The following is a 19,593-nucleotide window of genomic DNA, read 5'->3' on the forward strand; positions in this document are numbered from 1 at the left end:
CGAGCAGAAGAACAAAAATAGCGAAAATTCAACACCTTACCTGTCGGCGCTGAATCAATCCAGGAAGGGCAACACGACCAGTGCGTCGGGATCCAGCCCATGCCTGACGCAAACATCCTGGGCGAGCGAAAAGTATCGCTCCGCCTCGGCCATATCGTCTTTTTCCAGGTTCAATGTCGCAAGCCCATCATAGCATGGAAAGAGCAGCTGTGGTTCGCCGATTTCACGCGCGAGCTGAAGCGCTTCCTCATAATAATTCCAGGCCAGGTCCGGTTCGCCGTGACATTGATGGATCTGTCCAAGGACGATGAGCGGCACCGCCAGGTGATCGCGCTGATCGAGCGCCCGGTCGATCTCGATCGCCCGCTCCGCCGCCGGCACTCCCTCCTTGGCGCAGTTGTCCGTGAAGGTGCAGCAGGCAACGGCGAGATTGGCGTAAAGCCGTGCTTGAAAGCCGAGGTCGGAAATGCGCTTAGCAACGTCGAGGCCTTGGCGACACACATCGATGGCACGCCTTGGATCGACGATCGTGTAGAGTACGCCGAGATTGGAATAGGCACGGCAGGCGGCGCCAAGAAGTCCCGCCGTTTCGGCAACCTCCAGGCTTCGCTCGACTTCGCGCACGGCCTCGAGATGCTGTCCGAGCCGCGCCAGTGCCACGCCTTTCGTATTCAGCGCCTCGGCGCGCACCTGTGCTGCTTCCACGGCGACGGGACCCCCGTCATCAAAGGCTGCCGTGCTGAGGCAGGATAGCGCATCGTCGGCCCAGCGTGCTGCTGCGCTTTGATCGCCCATGCGGAAGGCAAGATGTCCGCGTTCCTGCAGCAGATGCGCAAGCTCGATGGGCGCAGCGCTCTCGCTCAGCAGCGAGGCAGCCTGTGCATAGTCGGCGTCCGCAAGATCGCTTCTGCCGGCTGCGAGATTGAGGCGACCGAGCTTGCGCAGGATCCGTGCCGCCCCGGGTTGATCACCAGCTTTCCTCAGGGTCGTCAGTGCGCGCCCATAGTGTTCACGTGCCGCATCCCGCTCTCCCGCCGGTCCGCAGAGATCGGCGAACCGCTCATGAAGGGCAAGCAATTCCGCACCGGCCTGTGGCTTATCCGAAATCGCCGCAAGCGCCTCGCGGTAGAGGCGCATTGCATCGTCATTGGCATAGGTCTTGCGGGCAAGATCGCCCGCTGCCATGAGATATTGGGCGCCCTTACCCGTCTCGTCGGCCCGGCAGTAGTGACGGCCGAGTTGTGCGATGTCCTCAAGCCGAGCGGGTATGCCATCATGCATCCGCTCGATGGCCGCGCCGATGCGCGCGTGCAGCTGCTTGCGGCGCTGCAGCAAGAGATTGCCATAGATGGCATCGTGCAATAGCTGTTGCGGAAAGCGATAGGAGATCGCCTTTGTCGAAGCAGCACCGGGCGTTTCCTCGACGATCTCCGCCTGGCAGAGATAGTCCAGCCCATGCTCGATACGGGCTGCATCAAAAGCGACGGCGTGAAGCAGCGCCAGATCGAAGCGCGGACCGATGACGGCGGCTTCCTGCGCCAAACGCTTGACGTCGGGCGGCAGACGGTCGACGCGTGCAAGCAGCATCGCTTGCAGGCTCATCGGTATCTCGCTTCCTATTTCAGCATTGGCGACATGCCAACATCCGCCCTCGGAATGCAGCACGCCCGTCTCGATCAGGGCCCGAACGATCTCCTCTATGAACAGCGGGTTGCCCCCCGCCCGCGCGAGAATTCGTGAGCGCGTTTTCGCTGGCACGGAACTGTCCGCGCCAAAGAACTGATCCAGCAGCGCCTCGCCATCCTGAACCGAAAGCGGCGCGAGCCGCATGAGCGTACGGTTGATCCGGCTTGACTCCAAGCCCTCCCCTTCAGCAACCGATCGCCCTGTTGTCAGCATCATCAGGCGCGTTCGCTCCAACCTGTCCAGCACAAAGCGAAGCGCCTCGATCGAAGCCGCATCCGCCCAGTGAAGATCCTCCACCACCAGCAACAGCGGACTGAGCGACAGCCGCCGCTCGAAAATGGTGCGCGTGGCATAAAAGATCTGCCTGCGCAGTTGCTCCGGCTCCACGTGGCGCAGCGCTCCATCGGGATCGCCGAGGCCAAAGACGTAAGACAAAAGCGGCGTCAGACCGGCAACCTCGCTCTCGCTGAAGCCTAGGTCGATCAATCCTGATGCCAGCAGTTCCGCCGTCCGGGCTGCGGTTTCCCGCTCGGCTATTGCGTAGGCGCTTCGTAGAACGGCCGCGAGCGTGCCGTAGGACTGTTCGCCAAGCGGCGAGCAGACGGCGCGGCGCACAACAACATGACGAAATCGCTCTTTTTCGGCGACGGTCTCCAGGAACTCCCTGACCAGCCTTGACTTGCCGATGCCGGCCTCGCCGATGAGCTGGACGAGTTGCGCATTGCCGCCACAGGCAAAATCCAGGCAATCGGACATCCGCGACAGTTCTGCGTCACGCCCGATGAGTTCGGCGTGTAGTCCAAGGCTTTCCAATCCGCGCGCGGTGTGGGGCGTCTCCATCCGCCCGAGGAGACGATGCACCTGTACATTGCCCGTCTTCCCGCGAAGGGCCAGCGAACCGAGATTTTCGAAGGCGAATGCATGCAGCGTCAGGCGGTATGTCACCGGCCCGACCAGTATCTCGCCCGGACCGGCTAGGCTTTGCAGCCGTTGCGCTGTGTTCACTGTATCGCCAGTCACGGAGTAGGATCGCGCCGCCGCCGCCCCGAAACCACCGCTAACCACCGGTCCGGTGTTGATACCGACATGCAACTGCAGCGGATCACCACCGACCAGATCCAGCCATTTGGCGCCAAGACGGTCGGCCCCCGCAATCATGTCGAGCGCTGCGCAAAGCGCGCGATCGGGATCATCCTCATGCGCCGTCGGCGCACCGAATAGCGCAAGCAGCGCATCCCCCACAAACTTGTCGACAAAGCCGCCGTAAGCCTCCACCGCTCGCGTCAGTTCCTCGAACAGCTCGTTTTGCAGCGAGCGCATGAGCTCGGGATCTGTTCTCTCGCTGAGAGCAGTAAAACCACAGAGATCCGCAAACAGAACCGTCAGCGGACGCCGATCAGCGGCATCATCAGGCGTCGATGTATGCGCGAGCGCAAGCGGCAGCGGTTCGCCAGGAGCTGCACGAACGTCGTCGGCTCGCCCGAGGGCTGCTCCACATTTCGGGCAAAACGCGAAATCGGGCTGGCAGGCCTCGCCACAGGAGGCGCAGACGACAGGTTGTCTTGCGCCGCACTTCGGGCAGAACGCAAAACTGCTTTCGATCGCAAAACCACAGGCGGCACAATTCATCGGCCTGCCCCCAGGACGCGCACCGGCCCCCGCCCGGGAGCCTACGCTAGCGAGACAGAATGAACCTGCCGCGAATGCGCCGCAAGAGGTGCGGCGGCGCTTGACGCTGGGACGGCAAACTCAGTCAGCGCCCTTGATGACCTGGCCATTGATCGTGACGGATCCGTTCCGCGCAACGCTGATATCCCAGCGCTGGCGCCCATCAGGATCAGTCTTCGCAAAACCCTTGGCCATCATCAGGCCGAACGAGACCTGATTGAGATCGGCATTGGTCTTTGCGAGCTCCTGAACGGCGGCAATGGTCTTGTCGAGATCACGCGCCAGAACGGTCGCATCCATGGAGTAATCCTTGGAGGTATCGACGCGACCGCGGATCTTTCCGGAAATCTCGGCGTCATAGACGCCCGACACTGCGCTGATCTTGGGGAAATCCATCACCAGTTCGCCGCCCTTGAAGAGCCGCTCGACAGCCTTCTTGCCGCTTTCTTCCGAGGAAGCGCCGCCGGTGAAATCGACCTTGAGAAACTCATCGCCGAAGGCAGTGAAATCCATATCCTCAATTGCGAACTGCAGCTGCAATTCCCGTGGCACGAAGGCGGAATAGGCCGCAGGGACGATCGCGCTCGCAAAACTGATCTGCTGCGCCGTCAAGCCGACGCCGAAACGCGTCGCATCGGTCGGGCCGTCGAGCGTGACGTCGTAGCTGACGTACTTCGCACCACCGTTGCCCGCAGCACTCGACACGGTGAAATTGTTGAAGTCGATCGTTTCGTTGAAGCTCGTGAGCAAAGGGAAGGCATCCCGAAGCATCCCCTTCAGCTTGTCGCTGTCTGCCGCGGCAAGCTGCTTTTCGTCGGCGTGATCGACCGCGAACAGGATGATATCGCGAACCTTGTTTACCGGCAGGCCGTTGACGGCGGCTGCGAAATCGATCGCGTCGGCGCGAATTTCGACCGGTGGCACCTCGCGACTGTTGATCGTCTCGAGGAACCCTGCAGCGGAGCCGCTGGTGGCGAAGTTCGTCGTGCCGGGCGCTGCGCCATCCGATGACGTCAGCTTGTACGTCATGCCATCAAAGCTGGCGCTGACCTCCTCGGCCTCGCTCTTCGACGAAAAATTTACGGCCTTCGTGGAGACGTCGCCCGAGCGAAGATAGCTGATCGCCGGATCGAAAATGCCGTTGAAGATGAAGGCATCGATGGCATAGGTAAAATCGGTTTTCGGCTGTCCGGGCGCCTTGAAATTCCCGGAAACATTGAGGGAATTGTTCCCTTCGACGCGCCACAGGCCGGTATCCAGTGGTGTAGCGAACATCGACCAAGGCGTCAGGCCGGTGATTGCAAAGCTGCCCGGCTCGACCTTCTTCAAGAGCTTCACGAAATCATAGATGATCTCGTAGCGTGTCCCTGCTGGGTTCACGGTCACGATGCCGTCTTTTGCCACACTCTTCGGCAGCAGCTTCGTCAGGCTTTCCTCGACCTGCTTTGCCCCGGCCTGGTTGATGTCGGCGGCATAGGCTGCAGATGCCAAGGCGAGCGCAATCGTGCTCGTTGCCGCAATGAGATTGACCCGCATACCTGAATTCCTCCGCCGCTTGCGTTTTGCGAGCATGTGAGGTTTCCGCACCACGGATGTCAAGCCGTGTTGCAGCGCCGCAGTCAGGCCGCCGCGTCGGTCTTCACGGCAACTGTCGAGCCCTTGACGACGCCTGCACCGTCAGGATTGACGAAGGCCTCGATGTCAACACGCGGCATCGGCCTTCCGAACAGGAAGCCCTGCACCTGCATGCAACCTTCGCGGCGAAGGAAATCGACATGCTCCTCCCGTTCCACGCCCTCGGCGAGAACCGGAATATCAAGGCTCTGCGCCAGAATAAGCGTCGAGCGGACAATCGCAGCCGACTGTTTGTTGGTGACGACGCCGTCGACGAAGGCGCGATCGATCTTGATCTTGTCGAATGGGAAACTCTGCAACGTCGACAGCGAGGAATAGCCCGTGCCGTAGTCGTCCATTGCCACCTTGACGCCAAGCGCCTTCAGCCGCCTTATGGCATTCAGCGCATGCCCGTGGTCGGCAATGATACCGGATTCCGTGATCTCGAGCTCGAGCCGCGCAGCCGCCAGACCCGTTTCCACCAGGATCTGATGGACGACCTGCGGCAGGCGGCTATCGGCGAGCTGCTGGGCCGCCACGTTGACGGCTATGTTCAACGGGTTCGGCCAGCTGGCCGCTTCGACGCAGGCGCTGCGCAGCACCCATTCGCCGAGTTCCATGATGAACCCCGTCTTCTCGGCGATCGGGATGAATTCCGCTGGCGAGATATGGCCGCGCGTCGGATGCTTCCAGCGCAGCAGCACTTCGAAGCCCAGCACCTCGCGCGTCACGGTATCGTTCTGCTGCTGATAGAACAGTTCGAATTCGCCCTTCTTCAGCCCTTCACGCATCTCGATTGCCAGCGCGTTTCGTTCCCGCGCCGCCTCGTCCATCGACGGGTCGTAGAAGCAGATGCTGCTTCCCGCCGTCGTCTTGGCGCGGTACATGGCGACATCGGCCTGCGAAAGCAGGTCGTCGATGGTGCGCGCCCTGTCAGGGAAACTGGAAATGCCGATGCTGGATCCGACGCTGAGTGATTGGCCGTTCCAATCGACTGGCCGCTCGATCTCGTCGAGCAGGCGTTGTGCCACGTTCCTGGCCTCCGAACGGCCGGCATGATCGCGCATCACGACCACGAATTCATCACCGCCGACGCGGGCGGCAAACTGTCCCTTCTGCATGACCTTCGCGAGCCGCTCGCCGATCGCCCGCAGCACGGCATCGCCAGCGGCATGACCGTGGACGTCGTTGATTTCCTTGAACCGATCAAGGTCGAAGCAGAGGACGGCGACGTTCCAGCCGATGTTATGGGTGTTTTTGGTCGCAGTCGCCAGATGTTCGTTCAGCGCTGACCGGTTTGCAAGGTTCGTCAGCGGATCGTGTAGCGACAGATGGCGATAGCGGGCGACGGCCGCTTCGGTCGACTGCATGTCGATGATGTAGGTGGAGGCGCCGAGAAGCAGGATGATGATCATGACTGCGCCGACAAGGCTGGTCATCACGCCGACGGAGAGAATTTCGCGGGGAACGGACACGGTTGCGTCGGGGACAATCGTCATGCCCGCCATGCCGAGGAAGTGCGTCGAAACGATTGCAAGGATCAGCGGCAGGGCGGCGGCGACCGGGCTGAAACGTGTCGTCGGGCGGGCAACCCGGCTCGTCACGAAGGCGCCGAACGCGGCCGCAGCAATCAGCGAGCAGATGACATAGGCGCTGTTCCACTGGATATCGCCGGCCACCCTGTAGCCGGCGATGCCGACATAGTGCATGGCTGCCACGCCAAGTCCGACGATGGCGCCGCCGGCTTCGACAAGCGCGTCCCGGCTTCGCATCGAGGCCACGGTAAAGCCGATCATCGTGGAGGCGATTCCAATGAAAAGCGACAGCAGCGTCAAATCGGGCTCATAGCCGCTGAGCGCCGGCGCCCGGAAACCGAGCATGGCAATAAAATGCGTCGTCCAGATCGTCGCGCCGCCAACGAACCCTGACAGGAACAACCAGTTGAATTTCTGGAGCCCTTGGGTGCGCCGAACCCGCGAGAAAAGCCGTACCGTCAGCAAAGAGCCGAGAAGGCAGATGACCGTTGCAAAGATCAGGTGCGGCCAGCTATGGTCGACGGCAATGCAGGAGACGAGACGGAGCATGAGAAGGACCAGGTTGTGATTGGCCCCTGATAGCCGCCGTGACTTTCTGTATTCGTTAATCTCGCGGAAAATCCGGCTATATGGTTAAGCCTTCGCGATCGCTTTCAATTCTGAACTCGTTCCCTTGCCGACAGCTTGGGCGCAATCCTGGCCGTTGGCGATGGCAAGGGAGCAGCTTGCGTTTCCGGTGCATCTATACTATAGCGCACGCGTCCGCGCAGACACCCTTGGAGGCAACGCGGATGAGGATGGGGTAACCCGCCTCCAGTTCCGCGGCAAGCATTGGCCTGCGCGGGGCTCTCCAAATAACCTCGGAAGGAAAAGTCATGAGCCACGAAAGCTACGAGCTCAAGGCCGAGGCGCGCGAACGGGTTGGTAAGGGGTCCGCCCGTGAACTTCGCCGCAACGGTTTGATTCCCGCTGTCATCTATGGTGACAAGCAGGCCCCCATTTCTATCGCTCTCAGCACCAATGAGGTGACGAAGCGCATTCACGCAGGTGGGTTCATGACCACCATCGCGACCATCGAAGTCGACGGCAAGAAGTACAAGGTTCTGCCGAAGGACTATCAGCTCGATCCGGTCCGCGACTTCACGATGCACGTGGACTTCCTGCGCGTTTCCGGCAATACTCAGGTTACCGTTGAAATCCCGGTTCACTTCATCAACGAAGAAAAGTCCCAGGGCCTCAAGGCTGGCGGCGTCCTGAACATCGTTCGTCACGAAATCGAAGTGCAGTGCCCGGCCGATGCGATCCCGGAATTCTTCAACGTTGACCTGAGCGGCAAGAAGATCGGCGACAGCATCCACATCTCCGACCTCACCCTGCCGAAGGGTGTGGCAACGGTTATCGCGGACCGTGACTTCACGATCGCAACGATCATCGCCCCGGCTGGCGGCGTTGACGAAACGGTCGAAGAAGAAGGCGAAGCCGAAGCCTGATCGCTTCCATAATTTGTAAAGCATAGGGCCCGCTTTCTGACGAAAGCGGGCCTTTTCATTCGCGCGCGAGGGGCCCGTTTCAGCAACATTTAATACATTTCATGGAAGCATGGCGGTCGGTTTTTGAAGACCGGCGGGCGTAGAAAACCGTGAACGCAAAGTGCGGCTGGGGGCAAACGGAACAATGAACAATTCCGTTGAGAATCGTTTTTTGGCAATCATTTGCGGAGCTTTGCTCCTCTTCGTTGCTCCTCTGTTCGTGCTTTTCCTTTTTCTTTCTTCCGAGCGCGCAGACAAGGAAATACGCGACCACATCTCGGTTCTTCTTGTCGCCAATTCTCAGGCGCTCGCAAAGCCGCTCTGGGACCTCGATGATGACAGCGTAACCCAGATCAGCGCAACGATCGTTTCGCAGGGCGCCATCGTCAAGGTTCAGGTCCGGGATCAATCCGGCCAGCTCGATGTGACGCAATCGACAATACCGAAATCGTACGACGGCAATCTCGTCCAGGTGTCGCGCGCGATCATATATAATACCATCGACGGCCCGAAGAATCTGGGCACCATCTCGGTCTTCTATCCAGCAATTGGCCTCTTCTCCGGCCTCAAGCACGAAGAGGTCGTCTTCATGTCGATCTTCATCTTCGCGGTGCTTGCCGTCTTCAGTGCGGCATTGATCGGCAATCGCATCTTTATCATCCGGCCGCTGATGCGCCTGACGGCAGCCGTCGAGGCCACCCGTCAACTCGGCTCGCGCCATCACGTCAACTGGCAATCGAACGACGAGATGGGCCGTCTGGCCCGCGGCTTCAACGAAATGCAATCGAAGCTCGAAAGCGAGGAATGCGAATTGAAGCTCGCGCATCGCCGTGCTGTCGACATCTACGACCTGACGCCGGCCATGCTGTTTTCGCTCGATGAGGATGATCGCATAACCGCCGTCAGCGACTACTGGCTCGTCGCGACCGGCTATGACCGCCCGCGCGTGATCGGCTGCAGGTTCGCAGATCTCGTGACAGCAGATACGCGCGAAGCCTTCCTCAAGCGCAAGAACGACCTTAACGGCGGCGCCGCAGTCGACGTGACGGTAAAGTTCATATGCGCCGATGGCAGCCTCATGGATGTGCTCATCCTGGAATCGACAGCAGCCACGGCGGGCCATGACCGGCTCTCGCTATCGGTCATGACCGATGTCACGGAGCTGAAGGCCTCCGAAGCACGCAACCACGAGCAAGCCATCCGGGATCATCTGACCGGCCTGCTGAACCGCCAGGGCTTCGAAACCGTGCTCGACGCCACGATCCTCGACGTAGACGCCGCCGGCCAGGAACTCGCCTGCCTGTTCGTCGATCTCGACCGCTTCAAATGGATCAACGACAATCTCGGCCATGCCGAGGGCGACAGGGCGCTGCGTGAGTTTGTCGACCGGCTGAAGACGCATCTGGCGCCATCGGATCAGGCGGCCCGCCTCGGTGGTGACGAATTCGCGATCCTTCTGCCGGCAAAGGACGCGGCCCGGCGGGCAAGCGCAATGGCCGAGCAGATCGCCTCCATCTTCATCGAGCCGTTCGGTCCGGATCTGCATCTGAGCGCCAGCGTCGGCATCGCCATCTACCCGCGCCATGCCTCGAACGCCGCCGAGTTGTTGCAGAAGTCCGATATGGCCATGTACGCGAAGAAGCGAGATGGCAAGAATGGCGCGCAACTCTTCGATACCAGCATGATGGACCACACTCGCGCTCGCGCCGAAATCGAGAACTATATTGAAGCCGGTCTCGCCGAGGACTGGTTCGACGCCTACCTGCAACCGATCGTCAGCCTGAACGGCCGCGGCGTTGCCGGTTTCGAGGCCCTCATGCGCCTCAACCATCCGCAAAAGGGTTTGATGGCACCGGCGGAAATCATCAATGTCGCGGAGGAAACGGCCAAGATCGTTCGCGTCGGCAACGTCATCATGGAAAAGGCGATCGCAAATCTTGCGGCCATTTCCCGCCTCCCCGGCATGCAGGACAGCTATCTCGCCATCAACTTCTCGCCACTGCAGTTCGAAGCCGCCCTGCCCGCGCGGCTGGCCGCGCTGCTTGGCCGCCACGGGATCCGCCCCCAGCGCATCGTCGTGGAAATCACAGAGGCGGTGCTGATGCACAACAATCCGCAAATCCGCACGGTTGTCGCCGAGATGCGCCGCTTCGGCTGCCGGATTGCCCTCGACGACTTCGGCACGGGTTATTCGTCGCTGAGTTATCTCAACCGCTTCCCAGTCGACATCATCAAGATCGACCAGTGGTTCACGCAGTCGATCAACGACGCCAACGACGACGTTCGCGACAAGAGCCGTACGCTGGTGGAAAGTATCACAACGCTGTCTCACAAGATGGGGTGCATCGTCATTGCCGAGGGCATCGAGACCGAGGACGAATGCCAGACCTTGCACAAAATGGGCCTCGACTTCGGCCAGGGATACCTGTTCCATCGCCCGCAGCAAGCTGCGGCTCTGATCGAGCGTCTGTCTGCGACTGAACAGCCCATTGCGCGGGCCTCTTGAACCCAGAAAAGGCAACACATTGAAGAAACTGCTGCTTTTCACACTTTTGAGCATCTGCGCCTCGAGCCAAGCCATGGCAGCCGGCGTCATGCTCGCCACCGAGGAATATCCTCCCTTCAGCTACCGTGATGGAAAGACAATCAAGGGCGCTTCGGTCGAGCAAGTCGAAAAGGTGATGAAAGACGCAGGCATCGACTACAAGATCGAGATGATGCCTTGGGCGAGAGCCTACAATCTCGCCCAGACCACGCCTATGAGCTGCGTTTTCACGACCGCTCACAGCGCCAAACGCGACCCTATGTTCAGATGGGTCGAGCCGTTGCTGGTCGATCGCAACATCCTCATCACCAGGTCCGGGTCAGGTGTGACAGCAAAGAACCTTGAGGAAGCGAGGCCATATACCGTCGGAACACAGCGCGACGATTATACAGAGGTGACGCTGAAGGAGAACGGCTTCACCAAGCTCGATGTCGCCACCGACTTCAACGCCACACTGCGCAAGCTGCTCAATGGTCGCATCGACATGATGCCGATCTCCGAGATCTACTTCGGCAAGCTCAAGGCGCAACAGCCTTTGGAGAAGCTCACGGTGCTCTCCTCACAGCCGATGGGGATCGCCTGCGAGAAGAGCTTCCCAAGCGATCTGCTGACCAAGATGCAGGCCGCGTTGGACAAGCTGATCGCCGATGGTACACAGCAAACCATCTTCACCAAGTATGGTCTAAGCTCGGCAGACTGATTTTTCTGCGCTTGCGGCCTCCGCGCCTTGACTTTGACGCCGTTTCGGGGTGGTGAACGATAAGGCAGATTTCAAGGAATGAACGAGCCATGCTGATCATCGCGGGTCTCGGCAATGCCGGCGGCAAGTACGCCGGAAACCGACACAATATCGGCTTCATGGCCGCTGATGCCATCTACCGCCGCCATCGTTTTTCGCCTTGGTCGAAGAAATTCAAGGCCGAGATCGCCGAGGGCGAGATCGCCGGCGAGAAGGTGCTGCTCATCAAGCCGCAGACCTACATGAACCTATCTGGTGAGGCCGTCGGCGAGGCCATGCGCTTCTATAAGCTGCAGCCCAGCGACCTCGTCGCGATCTATGACGAGCTCGACCTGCCGCCGGGCAAGGCGCGCCTGAAGACGGGCGGTGGCCATGGCGGCCACAACGGCATCAAGTCGTTGGACGCCCATTGCGGCAAGGACTATCGCCGCCTGCGCCTTGGCATCGGCCACCCCGGCGTCAAGGAACTGGTGCAGCATCACGTTCTCGGCGACTTCGCCAAGGCCGATCAGGCATGGCTTGAGCCGCTGCTGGATGCGCTTGCCGACAACGCCGACATGCTGGTTCGCAAGGAAGACTCTCAACTGATGAACAAGCTGGCCCTGGCGCTTGGCGCAAAAGCCGAAGAGGAAAAGCCGAAGCCGGAGAAGAAACCAACGGCGAAGTCTCATATCCACCAGGCCCGCAATCACAATCAGCCGAAGATACCTGCAACCGGCCCGATGGCCGAAATGCTGAAGAAGATGTTCGGCAACAAGGGCGATTGAACCATGTCTGCCGGCGCGCTCATCATTCGCGCCGCTAAGGCAGGCGACCTGCCCGACCTCTTTGCCCTCTATCGTGAGCTCAACCCTGCCGATCCGACCATGGACCGCGCGCACGCCGAAGAGCGGTTTGGAGCGATCCGCGCGCAACCCGGAATGACAGTCTTCATCGGCGTCGTGGGCGAAACCGCCGCGGCATCGGTGACGCTGGTCGTCGTCCCCAACCTGACCAGGAATGGCGCGTCCTATGCGCTGATCGAGAACGTCGTCACCGCGGCCGATTACAGGCAGCGGGGGTATGGACGAGCCATGATCCAACACGCCACCGACGCAGCCTTTAAGGCCGGCTGCTATAAGGTGATGCTTCTGACCGGCTCAAAGGATCCGGCAACACTGCGCTTCTATGAAAATTGCGGCTTCGTCCAGGACAAGACCGGCTATCAGATCAGGCGACCAGCAGCCGGCTCATAGCAGCCCGATCGTGTGGAGCCTGAAAAGGAAGAGGTTCCAGACCCACGAAAGACCCCTATCGATCAGCCAGGCCATGGCATTGGAAACGCCCGGCGAAAACAGCATAGCCAGCAGACCGCCGACCACGCTCAGCATGCAGGAAATGCGAAAATTCTTGAGGCTGTCGAGACGATAATAGCCGCTGTCGTCATATTCGGCCCCGAAGAGCAGATCCGGAAGATTGTAACCACTCGACAGTGGCAAATCCATCAGGGGCCGGTCGGTTACGCGGTCAGGCAGAACGTTGAAGACCGCCCGGCAGAGATGACCGATCGCGCCAAGAAGGGCAAAAAGCGCCGCCGCCACAAAGTAGTGCCATGTTGCTGCCTCGCCCTGCATGAACGCCTCCGCTGCTGCGGACATTCTGCCTGAAAACAGCGGATGTCAGATTAAGGAGCCTGGTTAAGAGATCGCCAAGCTATTCCTCGGGCTCCGCCGTCAACATCAGCGGAAACCCGGCCTCCTTGGCATAGTCCATCGCCTCCTTGACCTTGGTCTCGGCGATATCCTTCGTGCAGACCACGACGACGCTCGACCCCAGCTTGTGCGCCGTCATCATCACCCGGTAGCCGACCTCCTCGCTCATGCGGAACACAGCCTTGAGGATCATCACCACGAATTCGCGCGGCGTATAGTCGTCGTTGAAGAGAATGACCTTGTAGAGCTTCGGCCGATCCAGCTTCGGTTTCGACTTTGTCTTCGGTTTAAGGGCAATGCCGTTGTCACTCATCGGAAACCCACCCGTTGATGACATGGAGAGGCGAGAACAGTCCATCGATATCTATATTGCGCTGCAAAGGCGGGCGTTCAACCCCTCCGAATGCAAGAGACTTGCGCGAAAAGCTTGACCGCAAGGCGCGTTTTATCCCATAGCCAGCACCAACGAATTCAAGAACAGCAGGTTTCAGGCCATGGGCTTCAAATGCGGTATCGTCGGTTTGCCGAATGTCGGCAAATCGACCCTCTTCAACGCGCTGACCAAGACGGCGCAGGCGCAGGCGGCGAACTATCCCTTCTGCACGATCGAGCCGAACACCGGCGAAGTCGCGGTGCCGGATCCGCGCATGCAGAAGCTCGCAGCGATTGCCGGCTCCAAGGAAATCATCCCGACCCGCATCTCCTTCGTCGACATCGCCGGCCTCGTGCGCGGCGCATCGAAGGGTGAAGGCCTCGGCAACAAGTTCCTCGCCAACATCCGCGAAGTCGATGCCGTCGTGCATGTGCTGCGCTGCTTCGAGGACGACGACATCACCCACGTCGAGGGCCGCATCCACCCGGTCGGCGATGCCGACACGATCGAGACCGAGCTGATGCTCGCCGACCTCGAAAGCCTTGAGCGCCGCGTCGAGCAGACGCGCAAGCGCGCCGCCAGCAAAGACAAGGAATCGCTGGCGCAGCTGCCTGTCATGGAAGCCGTGATCAAGCTCTTGAACGAGGGCAAGCCTGCACGCCTGCTTCTCAAGACGCTGGCGCCCGAGGAGATCGAGATCCTCAAGGGCCTCAACCTTTTGACTTCGCATCCGGTGCTCTACGTCTGCAACGTCGCCGAAGCCGATGCCTCGACCGGCAACGAGCACACCAAGGCCGTGGCCGCCATGGCGATGGAACAGGGCGCCGAATGCGTCGTCATCTCGGCTGCGATCGAATCCGAAGTGGCACAACTGCCGGAAGAAGAAGCCGTGGAGTTCCTGTCGGCGCTCGGCCTTGAGGAAGCCGGTCTTGATCGGTTGATCCGCGCCGGCTACCACCTGCTCGACCTGATCACCTATTTCACCGTAGGCCCCAAGGAAACCCGCGCCTGGACGATCGTGCGCGGCACCAAGGCGCCTGCAGCCGCCGGCGTGATCCACACCGATTTTGAACGCGGCTTCATCCGCGCCTTCACGATCGCCTATGACGACTACATCAACTTCAAGGGTGAAGTCGGCGCCAAGGAAGCAGGCAAAGGCCGGGACGAAGGCAAGGAATATGTCGTCCAGGACGGCGACGTGATCCACTTCCGCTTCAATACCTGACGCGAACGGAGAAACTGCCGCCTATGCCGGTGGCAGTTTTTCCTGCATGGCAGCCGGCAGCGTCCTGATGACGAGCCGCCGGAGCGGCATCCATCCAGTGCCGATGACGAGCACGATCGCGCCGACGGTCAGAAGCGTGATGTAGATGTAGGTATCGACACGCGCGTCCCCCTGGCGGAAGATGCCGTAGAGCGCAAAGCCCAGCGACAGCAGTCCTGACGTCACGAATGCGCGCCGGTCGATGACGAGGCCGATCAGCATGAGCGCGACGACCGTCGCAACCACCACGGGCGTACGAAACGATACTGTCTGCAGCGCCGCAAGCGTACCGCCGCTCAGACCGGCAAGCGAAATGACGCTGTAGAGCAAAGCCGGTGCTGCGCCGAGATGGAGCCAGAAGGCAATATCGGAATTGACTGTACGACGAAGCGGGTCGCGCAGATCGAATTTCATGGCCAGTGCGAAAAGACCGACCGCGCATATGATTGCGATGATCGACAAGATGACGGGATGATTGACCTCGAAGAGGGGATCGCCGCTGAGCCAGCCAAGCGTGCGCAAAACCAGCTGCAGAACGACCACCGCGGCCCCTATGATCGTCAGCGCAAGGGCGAGCGGGATGCGATACAGCAGATAGAAGAGACCGAACACAACCGGAAAGGCGAGCGTGTACTGCAGCGCCACGTTGCCGCCTATGGCAATGACGGCAGGGGAGCCTTCCAGCCAGCGCGCAGCCACCACTGCGGTCCAGAGCGCAAGCGTGACGGTCAAGACGACAGCAGGCAATGCCAGCCTCTGGCGTCGAACAAGGATCTCCGCAAGAACGACGATTGCCGGCAACACCGCGAAGACCGAAGCGATGCCCCACAGCCCTGCCAGCGCCACGACGATGCCGATCGTAATCAGCACATCGTGAAAGCCGCGCACGAAACTCGGCGTCTCGGTGTCTGAGAACGCTGTCGGCTGCGCTTCCTGCTCCACCGGCTGGCCATCCGCCTTGACGCCGCGCTCGATCAGAAACGGCAGAAGCCGCTCAGCAGCCTGGACCGGAATGATACCCTCACGTGTGGCTTCATCGAGGATCAATTTCAATTCGGGCATGTTCAAAATCTCGCGGGGTTCGTTGAGTCGCGTCGAATGCTATTGTAGTCGTTTTGAAACTCCAAAGCGGGGAAGAGAAATTTGTCCGATCAGAAACTTGCCTTCGAAGATTTCCAGCCGGGGCGACGTTTTGCACTCGGCCCGAGGCCGGTAACGGCAGCGGAGATCATCGCGTTCGCCCGCGAGTTTGACCCGCAGCCGATGCATCTCGACGAGGCGGCCGGCCGCGCCAGCATCCTCGGTGGATTGGCAGCATCCGGCTGGCATACGTCCGCACTGTTCATGCGCATGATGGCGGAGAGCTTCCTCATCAACTCGTTCTCTCAAGGCGCGCCCGGCGTCGATTTCATGGAATGGCGAAAGCCTGTTCTTGCCGGAGACACGCTTTCGGGCCATTCGACAGTCATGGAGACCCGTGCGCTGCGCTCCAGGCCCGGCATCGGCATGGTGAAGTTCCGCCATGAGGTTGAGAACCAGAATGGCAAACTCGTCTGCTTGGCCGAGAATTCGATCATGTTTATCCTGCGTGAAGCGCTGGAGAAGACCGCATGATCATGGCAGAACGCTACGCCAGCGGCGAGAAGACCGAAATCGGCAGTTATGTATTCACGGCCGAACGGATCGTTCACTTTGCCGAGCGCTTCGACCCTCAACTGTTCCACCTGGACGCGGAAGCCGCAAAGGCGACGCTCTTCGGCGGTCTCTGCGCTTCGGGATGGCACACTTGCGCGGCATGGATGACGACCTTCGTCGCCTACTGGAGCGCAGAATGCGCTCGACTGGCCAGCGAGGGCATCAAGCCGCCCAAGCTTGGACCCTCCCCCGGCTTTCAGAAGCTTCAGTGGCTGCGGCCCGTCTTCGCCGGCGAGGAAGTGACTTATTCCGTCACGTTTCTTTCGAGCCGGCCCCTGGCGTCGCATCCGGGGCGTCGGTTGAACATGATCGTCTGCGAGGGCGCGATCGCTGACGGCACGCCGGTCATCCGGTTCGAAAGCACCGTCATCGAATTCGAGTGATTGCGGGCCTCAGTGGCCTGAGAATTCCACCAGGGTTCGAACGTCGACGCCGAGATCCTCCAGCTTCCTGCGGCCGCCGAGATCCGGCAGGTCGATGACGAAGCAGGCTGAAACGACCTGCGCCCCCATTTGCCGCAACAGCTGTGTGGCGGCCACCGCCGTTCCTCCAGTGGCGATCAGATCATCGACGAGGATGACCTTCTCGCCTGGCTGCACCGCATCCAGGTGCATCTCCATTTCGTCGACACCATATTCCAGGCTATAAGCGACACGCACGGTATCGCGTGGCAGCTTGCCTTTCTTGCGGATCGGTACGAACCCCGCCGAAAGCTGATGCGCCACCGCACCGCCGAGAATGAAGCCCCGCGCTTCGGTTCCGGCAATCTTGTCGATCTTCAGGCCCGCATAGGGCTGCACCAGTTCATCGACGGCGCGGCGGAAGGCGCGCGGATTGCCGAGAAGCGTGGTGATGTCGCGGAAAATAATGCCGGGCTTTGGGTAGTCCGGGATGGAGCGGATGCTGGCTGCAAGCTCCGAAATCGTATCACTCATGGAGTATCCATATTCTGCAGGGCTTCATTCGGCGCACCCTATCAATTGCCACTGTCGGAACCAACAAAAAAGGCGGCTCGAAGGCCGCCTTTCCCTAGACCTGGAGCAAGCTCTCAGTGTTCCTTGTTTGCATAGACCGAACGCTTGGTCAGATAGATCAGTCCCGTGAAGATCACCAGGAAGACCATGACCATGAAGCCGGTGCGCTTGCGATCTTCGAGATGCGGCTCGGCGGCCCACATCAGGAAGGACGAGACGTCCTTGGCATACTGGTCGACCGTCGCCGGCGCACCGTCGTCATAGGTCACCTGGCCGTCGGACAGCGGCTTCGGCATCGCCAGAGCAGCGGCACTGGCGAAGTAGGGGTTATAGTGCGTCCCCTCCGCCACCTGAACGCCGGCCGGCGGCTGCTGGTCGTAGCCGGTCAGCAGCGAGTAGATGTAGTCGGGGCCACCTTCCTGATAACCGCCGACGAACGGGATCATGTCGATCAGAAATTGCGGGAAACCACGTTCGATGCCGCGCGCCTTGGCAATCAGCGAGAAATCCGGGGGCGCCGCGCCATTGTTGGCGGCTGCCGCCGCTTCGTGGTTCGGGAACGGCGACGGGAAGTAATCCGACGGAATGGCCTTGCGGGTGAACATGTCACCGCTGGCGTTTGGACCGTCCTGAACCTCGTAGTTGGCGGCAAAGGCCTTCACCTGAGCGTCCGAGTAGCCAAGATCGCCAAGCGTTCGGAAGGGCACAAGGCTCATCGAATGACAGGCCGCGCAGACTTCCGTGTAGACCTTGAGACCGCGCTGCAACTGGCCCTTGTCGTAGTGGCCGATAGGGCCGGCAAAAGTCCAGTGTTCATGCTTGGGATGAAGCAGCGGATAGTGCGGCGTCTCGCCTTCGGCATGATGGGCCGGCGCGGCGCCGTTCGAGGCGGCTTCCTGGGCGAATGCTGCGCCGCTCAAACAGGCGACGACAGCAAGCGACAGGAGGCTTGTAGCAAGCTTTTTCATGTTTCTCTTCCCTTCCTGTCGCACGCTCAGGCCTTGACCGGCTCAGCGGCGGCCGCCTTGTTGCGCTTTTCCAGAACCGCTTCCGTAATTGAGTTTGGCAAGCGGCGCGGCGTCTCGACGAGGCCGAGAACCGGCATGGCGACCAGGAAGAAGGCGAAGTATAGCAGCGTGCAGATCTGCGAGATGGTGGTGAACAGGCCCTCGGCAGGCTGGGAGCCGAGCCAACCGAGAACGATGGCATTGGCGACGAACAGCCAGTAGAACACCCTGTACCACGGGCGATAGACAGCCGAGCGCACCTTCGACGTATCGAGCCAGGGCAGGAAGAACAGCACGATGATGGCGCCGAACATGACCAGAACGCCGGCGAGCTTGGAGTCGATCGGTCCGATGTTGAAGGTGATCGAGCGCAGCATCGCGTAGAACGGCAGGAAGTACCATTCCGGAACGATGTGTGCAGGCGTCTTCAACGGATCAGCCGGAATGTAGTTGTCCGGGTGGCCAAGGAAGTTCGGCATGTAGAAGACGAAGTAGGCGTAGACCAGCAGGAAGATCGACACACCAAGCGCATCCTTGAGTGTCGCGTAAGGTGTGAAGCGAACGGTATCCGTCTTGGTCTTGACCTCGACGCCGGTCGGATTCGTCTGGCCGACGACGTGCAGCGCCCAGATATGCAGGACGACGACGCCGGCAATAATGAAGGGCAGCAGGTAGTGCAGCGAGAAGAAGCGGTTCAGCGTCGGGTTCTCGACGGCGAAACCGCCGAGCAGGAACTGCTGGATCCACTCGCCGACCAGCGGAAATGCCGAGAAGAAGCCGGTGATAACGGTCGCGCCCCAGAAGGACATCTGACCCCAGGGCAGAACGTAGCCCATGAAGCCGGTCGCCATCATCAGGAGGTAGATGAGGACGCCGAGGATCCAGAGGATCTCACGCGGCGCCTTGTAGGAGCCGTAGTAGAGACCACGGGCGATGTGCAGGTAGACGGCAACGAAGAAGAAGGAGGCGCCGTTGGCGTGCATGTAGCGCAGCAGCCAGCCATGGTTGACGTCACGCATGATCTTCTCGACGGAGTTGAACGCAACCGTCGTTTCCGCGGCATAGTGCATGGCAAGCACGACGCCGGTTAAGATCTGCACGACGAGCATGACCGCAAGCATGGCGCCGAAGGTGTAGGCATAGTTCAGGTTCCGCGGAACCGGATATGCGACGAAACTGTCGTAGACCATGCGCGGCAAAGGCAGGCGCGAATCGATCCACTTCTCTAGGCCGGTTGATGGCTCGTAGCTGGAATGGCCACTCATAAATCAGT

At 60.4% G+C, this 19,593-nt stretch carries 17 protein-coding genes; 8 read left to right on the top strand and 9 right to left on the bottom strand.

Annotated features, from left to right (window positions below; translation table 11 throughout):
- Positions 1-54 precede the first annotated feature (54 nt).
- The 3 genes from BSG20_RS07585 to BSG20_RS07595 all read right to left on the bottom strand — a co-directional run bounded on the left by BSG20_RS07585 (position 55) and on the right by BSG20_RS07595 (position 7,052).
- Positions 55-3,315, bottom strand: a complete 3,261-nt coding sequence (locus BSG20_RS07585) for an adenylate/guanylate cyclase domain-containing protein (RefSeq protein WP_072373017.1) — start codon at positions 3,313-3,315, stop codon at positions 55-57.
- Between the two features lie 120 nt (positions 3,316-3,435).
- Positions 3,436-4,890, bottom strand: coding sequence for a hypothetical protein (locus BSG20_RS07590; protein ID WP_072373019.1), 1,455 nt, complete (start codon positions 4,888-4,890; stop codon positions 3,436-3,438).
- An 83-nt stretch (positions 4,891-4,973) separates the two neighbouring features.
- Positions 4,974-7,052: a putative bifunctional diguanylate cyclase/phosphodiesterase gene (locus BSG20_RS07595; RefSeq protein ID WP_072373022.1), complete on the bottom strand. Its 2,079-nt coding sequence runs from the start codon at positions 7,050-7,052 to the stop codon at positions 4,974-4,976.
- 326 nt (positions 7,053-7,378) lie between these two features.
- Here BSG20_RS07595 and BSG20_RS07600 point away from each other — a divergent pair, with 326 nt between their 5' ends.
- The 5 genes from BSG20_RS07600 to BSG20_RS07620 all read left to right on the top strand — a co-directional run bounded on the left by BSG20_RS07600 (position 7,379) and on the right by BSG20_RS07620 (position 12,551).
- Positions 7,379-7,993, top strand: coding sequence for a 50S ribosomal protein L25/general stress protein Ctc (locus tag BSG20_RS07600; RefSeq protein ID WP_072373025.1), 615 nt, complete (start codon positions 7,379-7,381; stop codon positions 7,991-7,993).
- Positions 7,994-8,177: 184 nt separating this feature from the next.
- Entirely contained in the window at positions 8,178-10,538 is a 2,361-nt protein-coding gene (locus BSG20_RS07605) for an EAL domain-containing protein (protein WP_072373027.1), read from the top strand.
- A 73-nt stretch (positions 10,539-10,611) separates the two neighbouring features.
- Positions 10,612-11,277 (top strand): substrate-binding periplasmic protein, encoded by a 666-nt coding sequence (locus BSG20_RS07610; protein ID WP_083539886.1) that lies wholly within the window; start codon positions 10,612-10,614, stop codon positions 11,275-11,277.
- Between the two features lie 89 nt (positions 11,278-11,366).
- Positions 11,367-12,083 (top strand): aminoacyl-tRNA hydrolase, encoded by a 717-nt coding sequence (pth, locus tag BSG20_RS07615; RefSeq protein WP_072373030.1) that lies wholly within the window; start codon positions 11,367-11,369, stop codon positions 12,081-12,083.
- A 3-nt stretch (positions 12,084-12,086) separates the two neighbouring features.
- Positions 12,087-12,551 carry a GNAT family N-acetyltransferase gene (locus BSG20_RS07620; protein WP_072373033.1) on the top strand — a complete coding sequence of 155 codons (465 nt, stop codon included), beginning with the start codon at positions 12,087-12,089 and terminating at the stop codon, positions 12,549-12,551.
- On the opposite strand, the gene BSG20_RS07625 is transcribed toward BSG20_RS07620, so the two are convergent.
- Both BSG20_RS07625 and clpS read right to left on the bottom strand, forming a co-directional pair.
- Entirely contained in the window at positions 12,546-12,929 is a 384-nt protein-coding gene (locus BSG20_RS07625; protein ID WP_072373035.1) for a hypothetical protein, read from the bottom strand. The genes BSG20_RS07620 and BSG20_RS07625 overlap by 6 nt on opposite strands.
- Positions 12,930-13,008: 79 nt before the next feature.
- Positions 13,009-13,320 carry an ATP-dependent Clp protease adapter ClpS gene (gene clpS, locus BSG20_RS07630; protein WP_072373038.1) on the bottom strand — a complete coding sequence of 104 codons (312 nt, stop codon included), beginning with the start codon at positions 13,318-13,320 and terminating at the stop codon, positions 13,009-13,011.
- A 181-nt stretch (positions 13,321-13,501) separates the two neighbouring features.
- Between clpS and ychF the strand changes: the two genes are divergently transcribed.
- Positions 13,502-14,605 carry a redox-regulated ATPase YchF gene (gene ychF / locus BSG20_RS07635; RefSeq protein WP_072373041.1) on the top strand — a complete coding sequence of 368 codons (1,104 nt, stop codon included), beginning with the start codon at positions 13,502-13,504 and terminating at the stop codon, positions 14,603-14,605.
- A 21-nt stretch (positions 14,606-14,626) separates the two neighbouring features.
- Here ychF and BSG20_RS07640 read toward each other — a convergent pair whose 3' ends face one another.
- Positions 14,627-15,706 (bottom strand): hypothetical protein, encoded by a 1,080-nt coding sequence (locus tag BSG20_RS07640; protein WP_072373044.1) that lies wholly within the window; start codon positions 15,704-15,706, stop codon positions 14,627-14,629.
- Between the two features lie 81 nt (positions 15,707-15,787).
- On the opposite strand from BSG20_RS07640, the gene BSG20_RS07645 reads away from it, so the two are divergent.
- Positions 15,788-16,258, top strand: a complete 471-nt coding sequence (locus BSG20_RS07645) for a MaoC family dehydratase (RefSeq protein WP_072373047.1) — start codon at positions 15,788-15,790, stop codon at positions 16,256-16,258.
- Positions 16,255-16,722: a MaoC/PaaZ C-terminal domain-containing protein gene (locus BSG20_RS07650; protein WP_072373050.1), complete on the top strand. Its 468-nt coding sequence runs from the start codon at positions 16,255-16,257 to the stop codon at positions 16,720-16,722. The genes BSG20_RS07645 and BSG20_RS07650 overlap by 4 nt, the downstream gene beginning before the upstream one ends.
- 9 nt (positions 16,723-16,731) lie before the next feature.
- Here the strand turns inward: BSG20_RS07650 and BSG20_RS07655 are convergent, their stop codons facing one another.
- The 3 genes from BSG20_RS07655 to BSG20_RS07665 form a co-directional block, all read right to left on the bottom strand.
- Positions 16,732-17,274, bottom strand: a complete 543-nt coding sequence (locus BSG20_RS07655) for an adenine phosphoribosyltransferase (protein WP_024313881.1) — start codon at positions 17,272-17,274, stop codon at positions 16,732-16,734.
- Positions 17,275-17,387: 113 nt separating this feature from the next.
- Positions 17,388-18,281: a cytochrome c1 gene (locus BSG20_RS07660; RefSeq protein ID WP_072373053.1), complete on the bottom strand. Its 894-nt coding sequence runs from the start codon at positions 18,279-18,281 to the stop codon at positions 17,388-17,390.
- A 26-nt stretch (positions 18,282-18,307) separates the two neighbouring features.
- On the bottom strand, positions 18,308-19,585 hold the full coding sequence (locus tag BSG20_RS07665; protein WP_072373056.1) for a cytochrome b: 1,278 nt from the start codon (positions 19,583-19,585) through the stop codon (positions 18,308-18,310).
- Between the last annotated feature and the right edge of the window lie 8 nt (positions 19,586-19,593).

Origin of the sequence: Rhizobium tibeticum, from assembly GCF_900110205.1 — a bacterium.
GTDB classification, from domain to species: domain Bacteria; phylum Pseudomonadota; class Alphaproteobacteria; order Rhizobiales; family Rhizobiaceae; genus Rhizobium; species Rhizobium tibeticum.

What these genes read in the sequence shown, in the direction of transcription:
- BSG20_RS07585 (WP_072373017.1), bottom strand. Translation starts at nt 3,315, where the DNA reads ATGAATTGTGCCGCCTGTGGTTTTGCGATCGAAAGCAGTTTTGCGTTC.
- BSG20_RS07590 (WP_072373019.1), bottom strand. Translation starts at nt 4,890, where the DNA reads ATGCGGGTCAATCTCATTGCGGCAACGAGCACGATTGCGCTCGCCTTG.
- BSG20_RS07595 (WP_072373022.1), bottom strand. Translation starts at nt 7,052, where the DNA reads ATGCTCCGTCTCGTCTCCTGCATTGCCGTCGACCATAGCTGGCCGCAC.
- BSG20_RS07600 (WP_072373025.1), top strand. Translation starts at nt 7,379, where the DNA reads ATGAGCCACGAAAGCTACGAGCTCAAGGCCGAGGCGCGCGAACGGGTT.
- BSG20_RS07605 (WP_072373027.1), top strand. Translation starts at nt 8,178, where the DNA reads ATGAACAATTCCGTTGAGAATCGTTTTTTGGCAATCATTTGCGGAGCT.
- BSG20_RS07610 (WP_083539886.1), top strand. Translation starts at nt 10,612, where the DNA reads ATGGCAGCCGGCGTCATGCTCGCCACCGAGGAATATCCTCCCTTCAGC.
- pth (WP_072373030.1), top strand. Translation starts at nt 11,367, where the DNA reads ATGCTGATCATCGCGGGTCTCGGCAATGCCGGCGGCAAGTACGCCGGA.
- BSG20_RS07620 (WP_072373033.1), top strand. Translation starts at nt 12,087, where the DNA reads ATGTCTGCCGGCGCGCTCATCATTCGCGCCGCTAAGGCAGGCGACCTG.
- BSG20_RS07625 (WP_072373035.1), bottom strand. Translation starts at nt 12,929, where the DNA reads ATGCAGGGCGAGGCAGCAACATGGCACTACTTTGTGGCGGCGGCGCTT.
- clpS (WP_072373038.1), bottom strand. Translation starts at nt 13,320, where the DNA reads ATGAGTGACAACGGCATTGCCCTTAAACCGAAGACAAAGTCGAAACCG.
- ychF (WP_072373041.1), top strand. Translation starts at nt 13,502, where the DNA reads ATGGGCTTCAAATGCGGTATCGTCGGTTTGCCGAATGTCGGCAAATCG.
- BSG20_RS07640 (WP_072373044.1), bottom strand. Translation starts at nt 15,706, where the DNA reads ATGCCCGAATTGAAATTGATCCTCGATGAAGCCACACGTGAGGGTATC.
- BSG20_RS07650 (WP_072373050.1), top strand. Translation starts at nt 16,255, where the DNA reads ATGATCATGGCAGAACGCTACGCCAGCGGCGAGAAGACCGAAATCGGC.
- BSG20_RS07655 (WP_024313881.1), bottom strand. Translation starts at nt 17,274, where the DNA reads ATGAGTGATACGATTTCGGAGCTTGCAGCCAGCATCCGCTCCATCCCG.
- BSG20_RS07660 (WP_072373053.1), bottom strand. Translation starts at nt 18,281, where the DNA reads ATGAAAAAGCTTGCTACAAGCCTCCTGTCGCTTGCTGTCGTCGCCTGT.
- BSG20_RS07665 (WP_072373056.1), bottom strand. Translation starts at nt 19,585, where the DNA reads ATGAGTGGCCATTCCAGCTACGAGCCATCAACCGGCCTAGAGAAGTGG.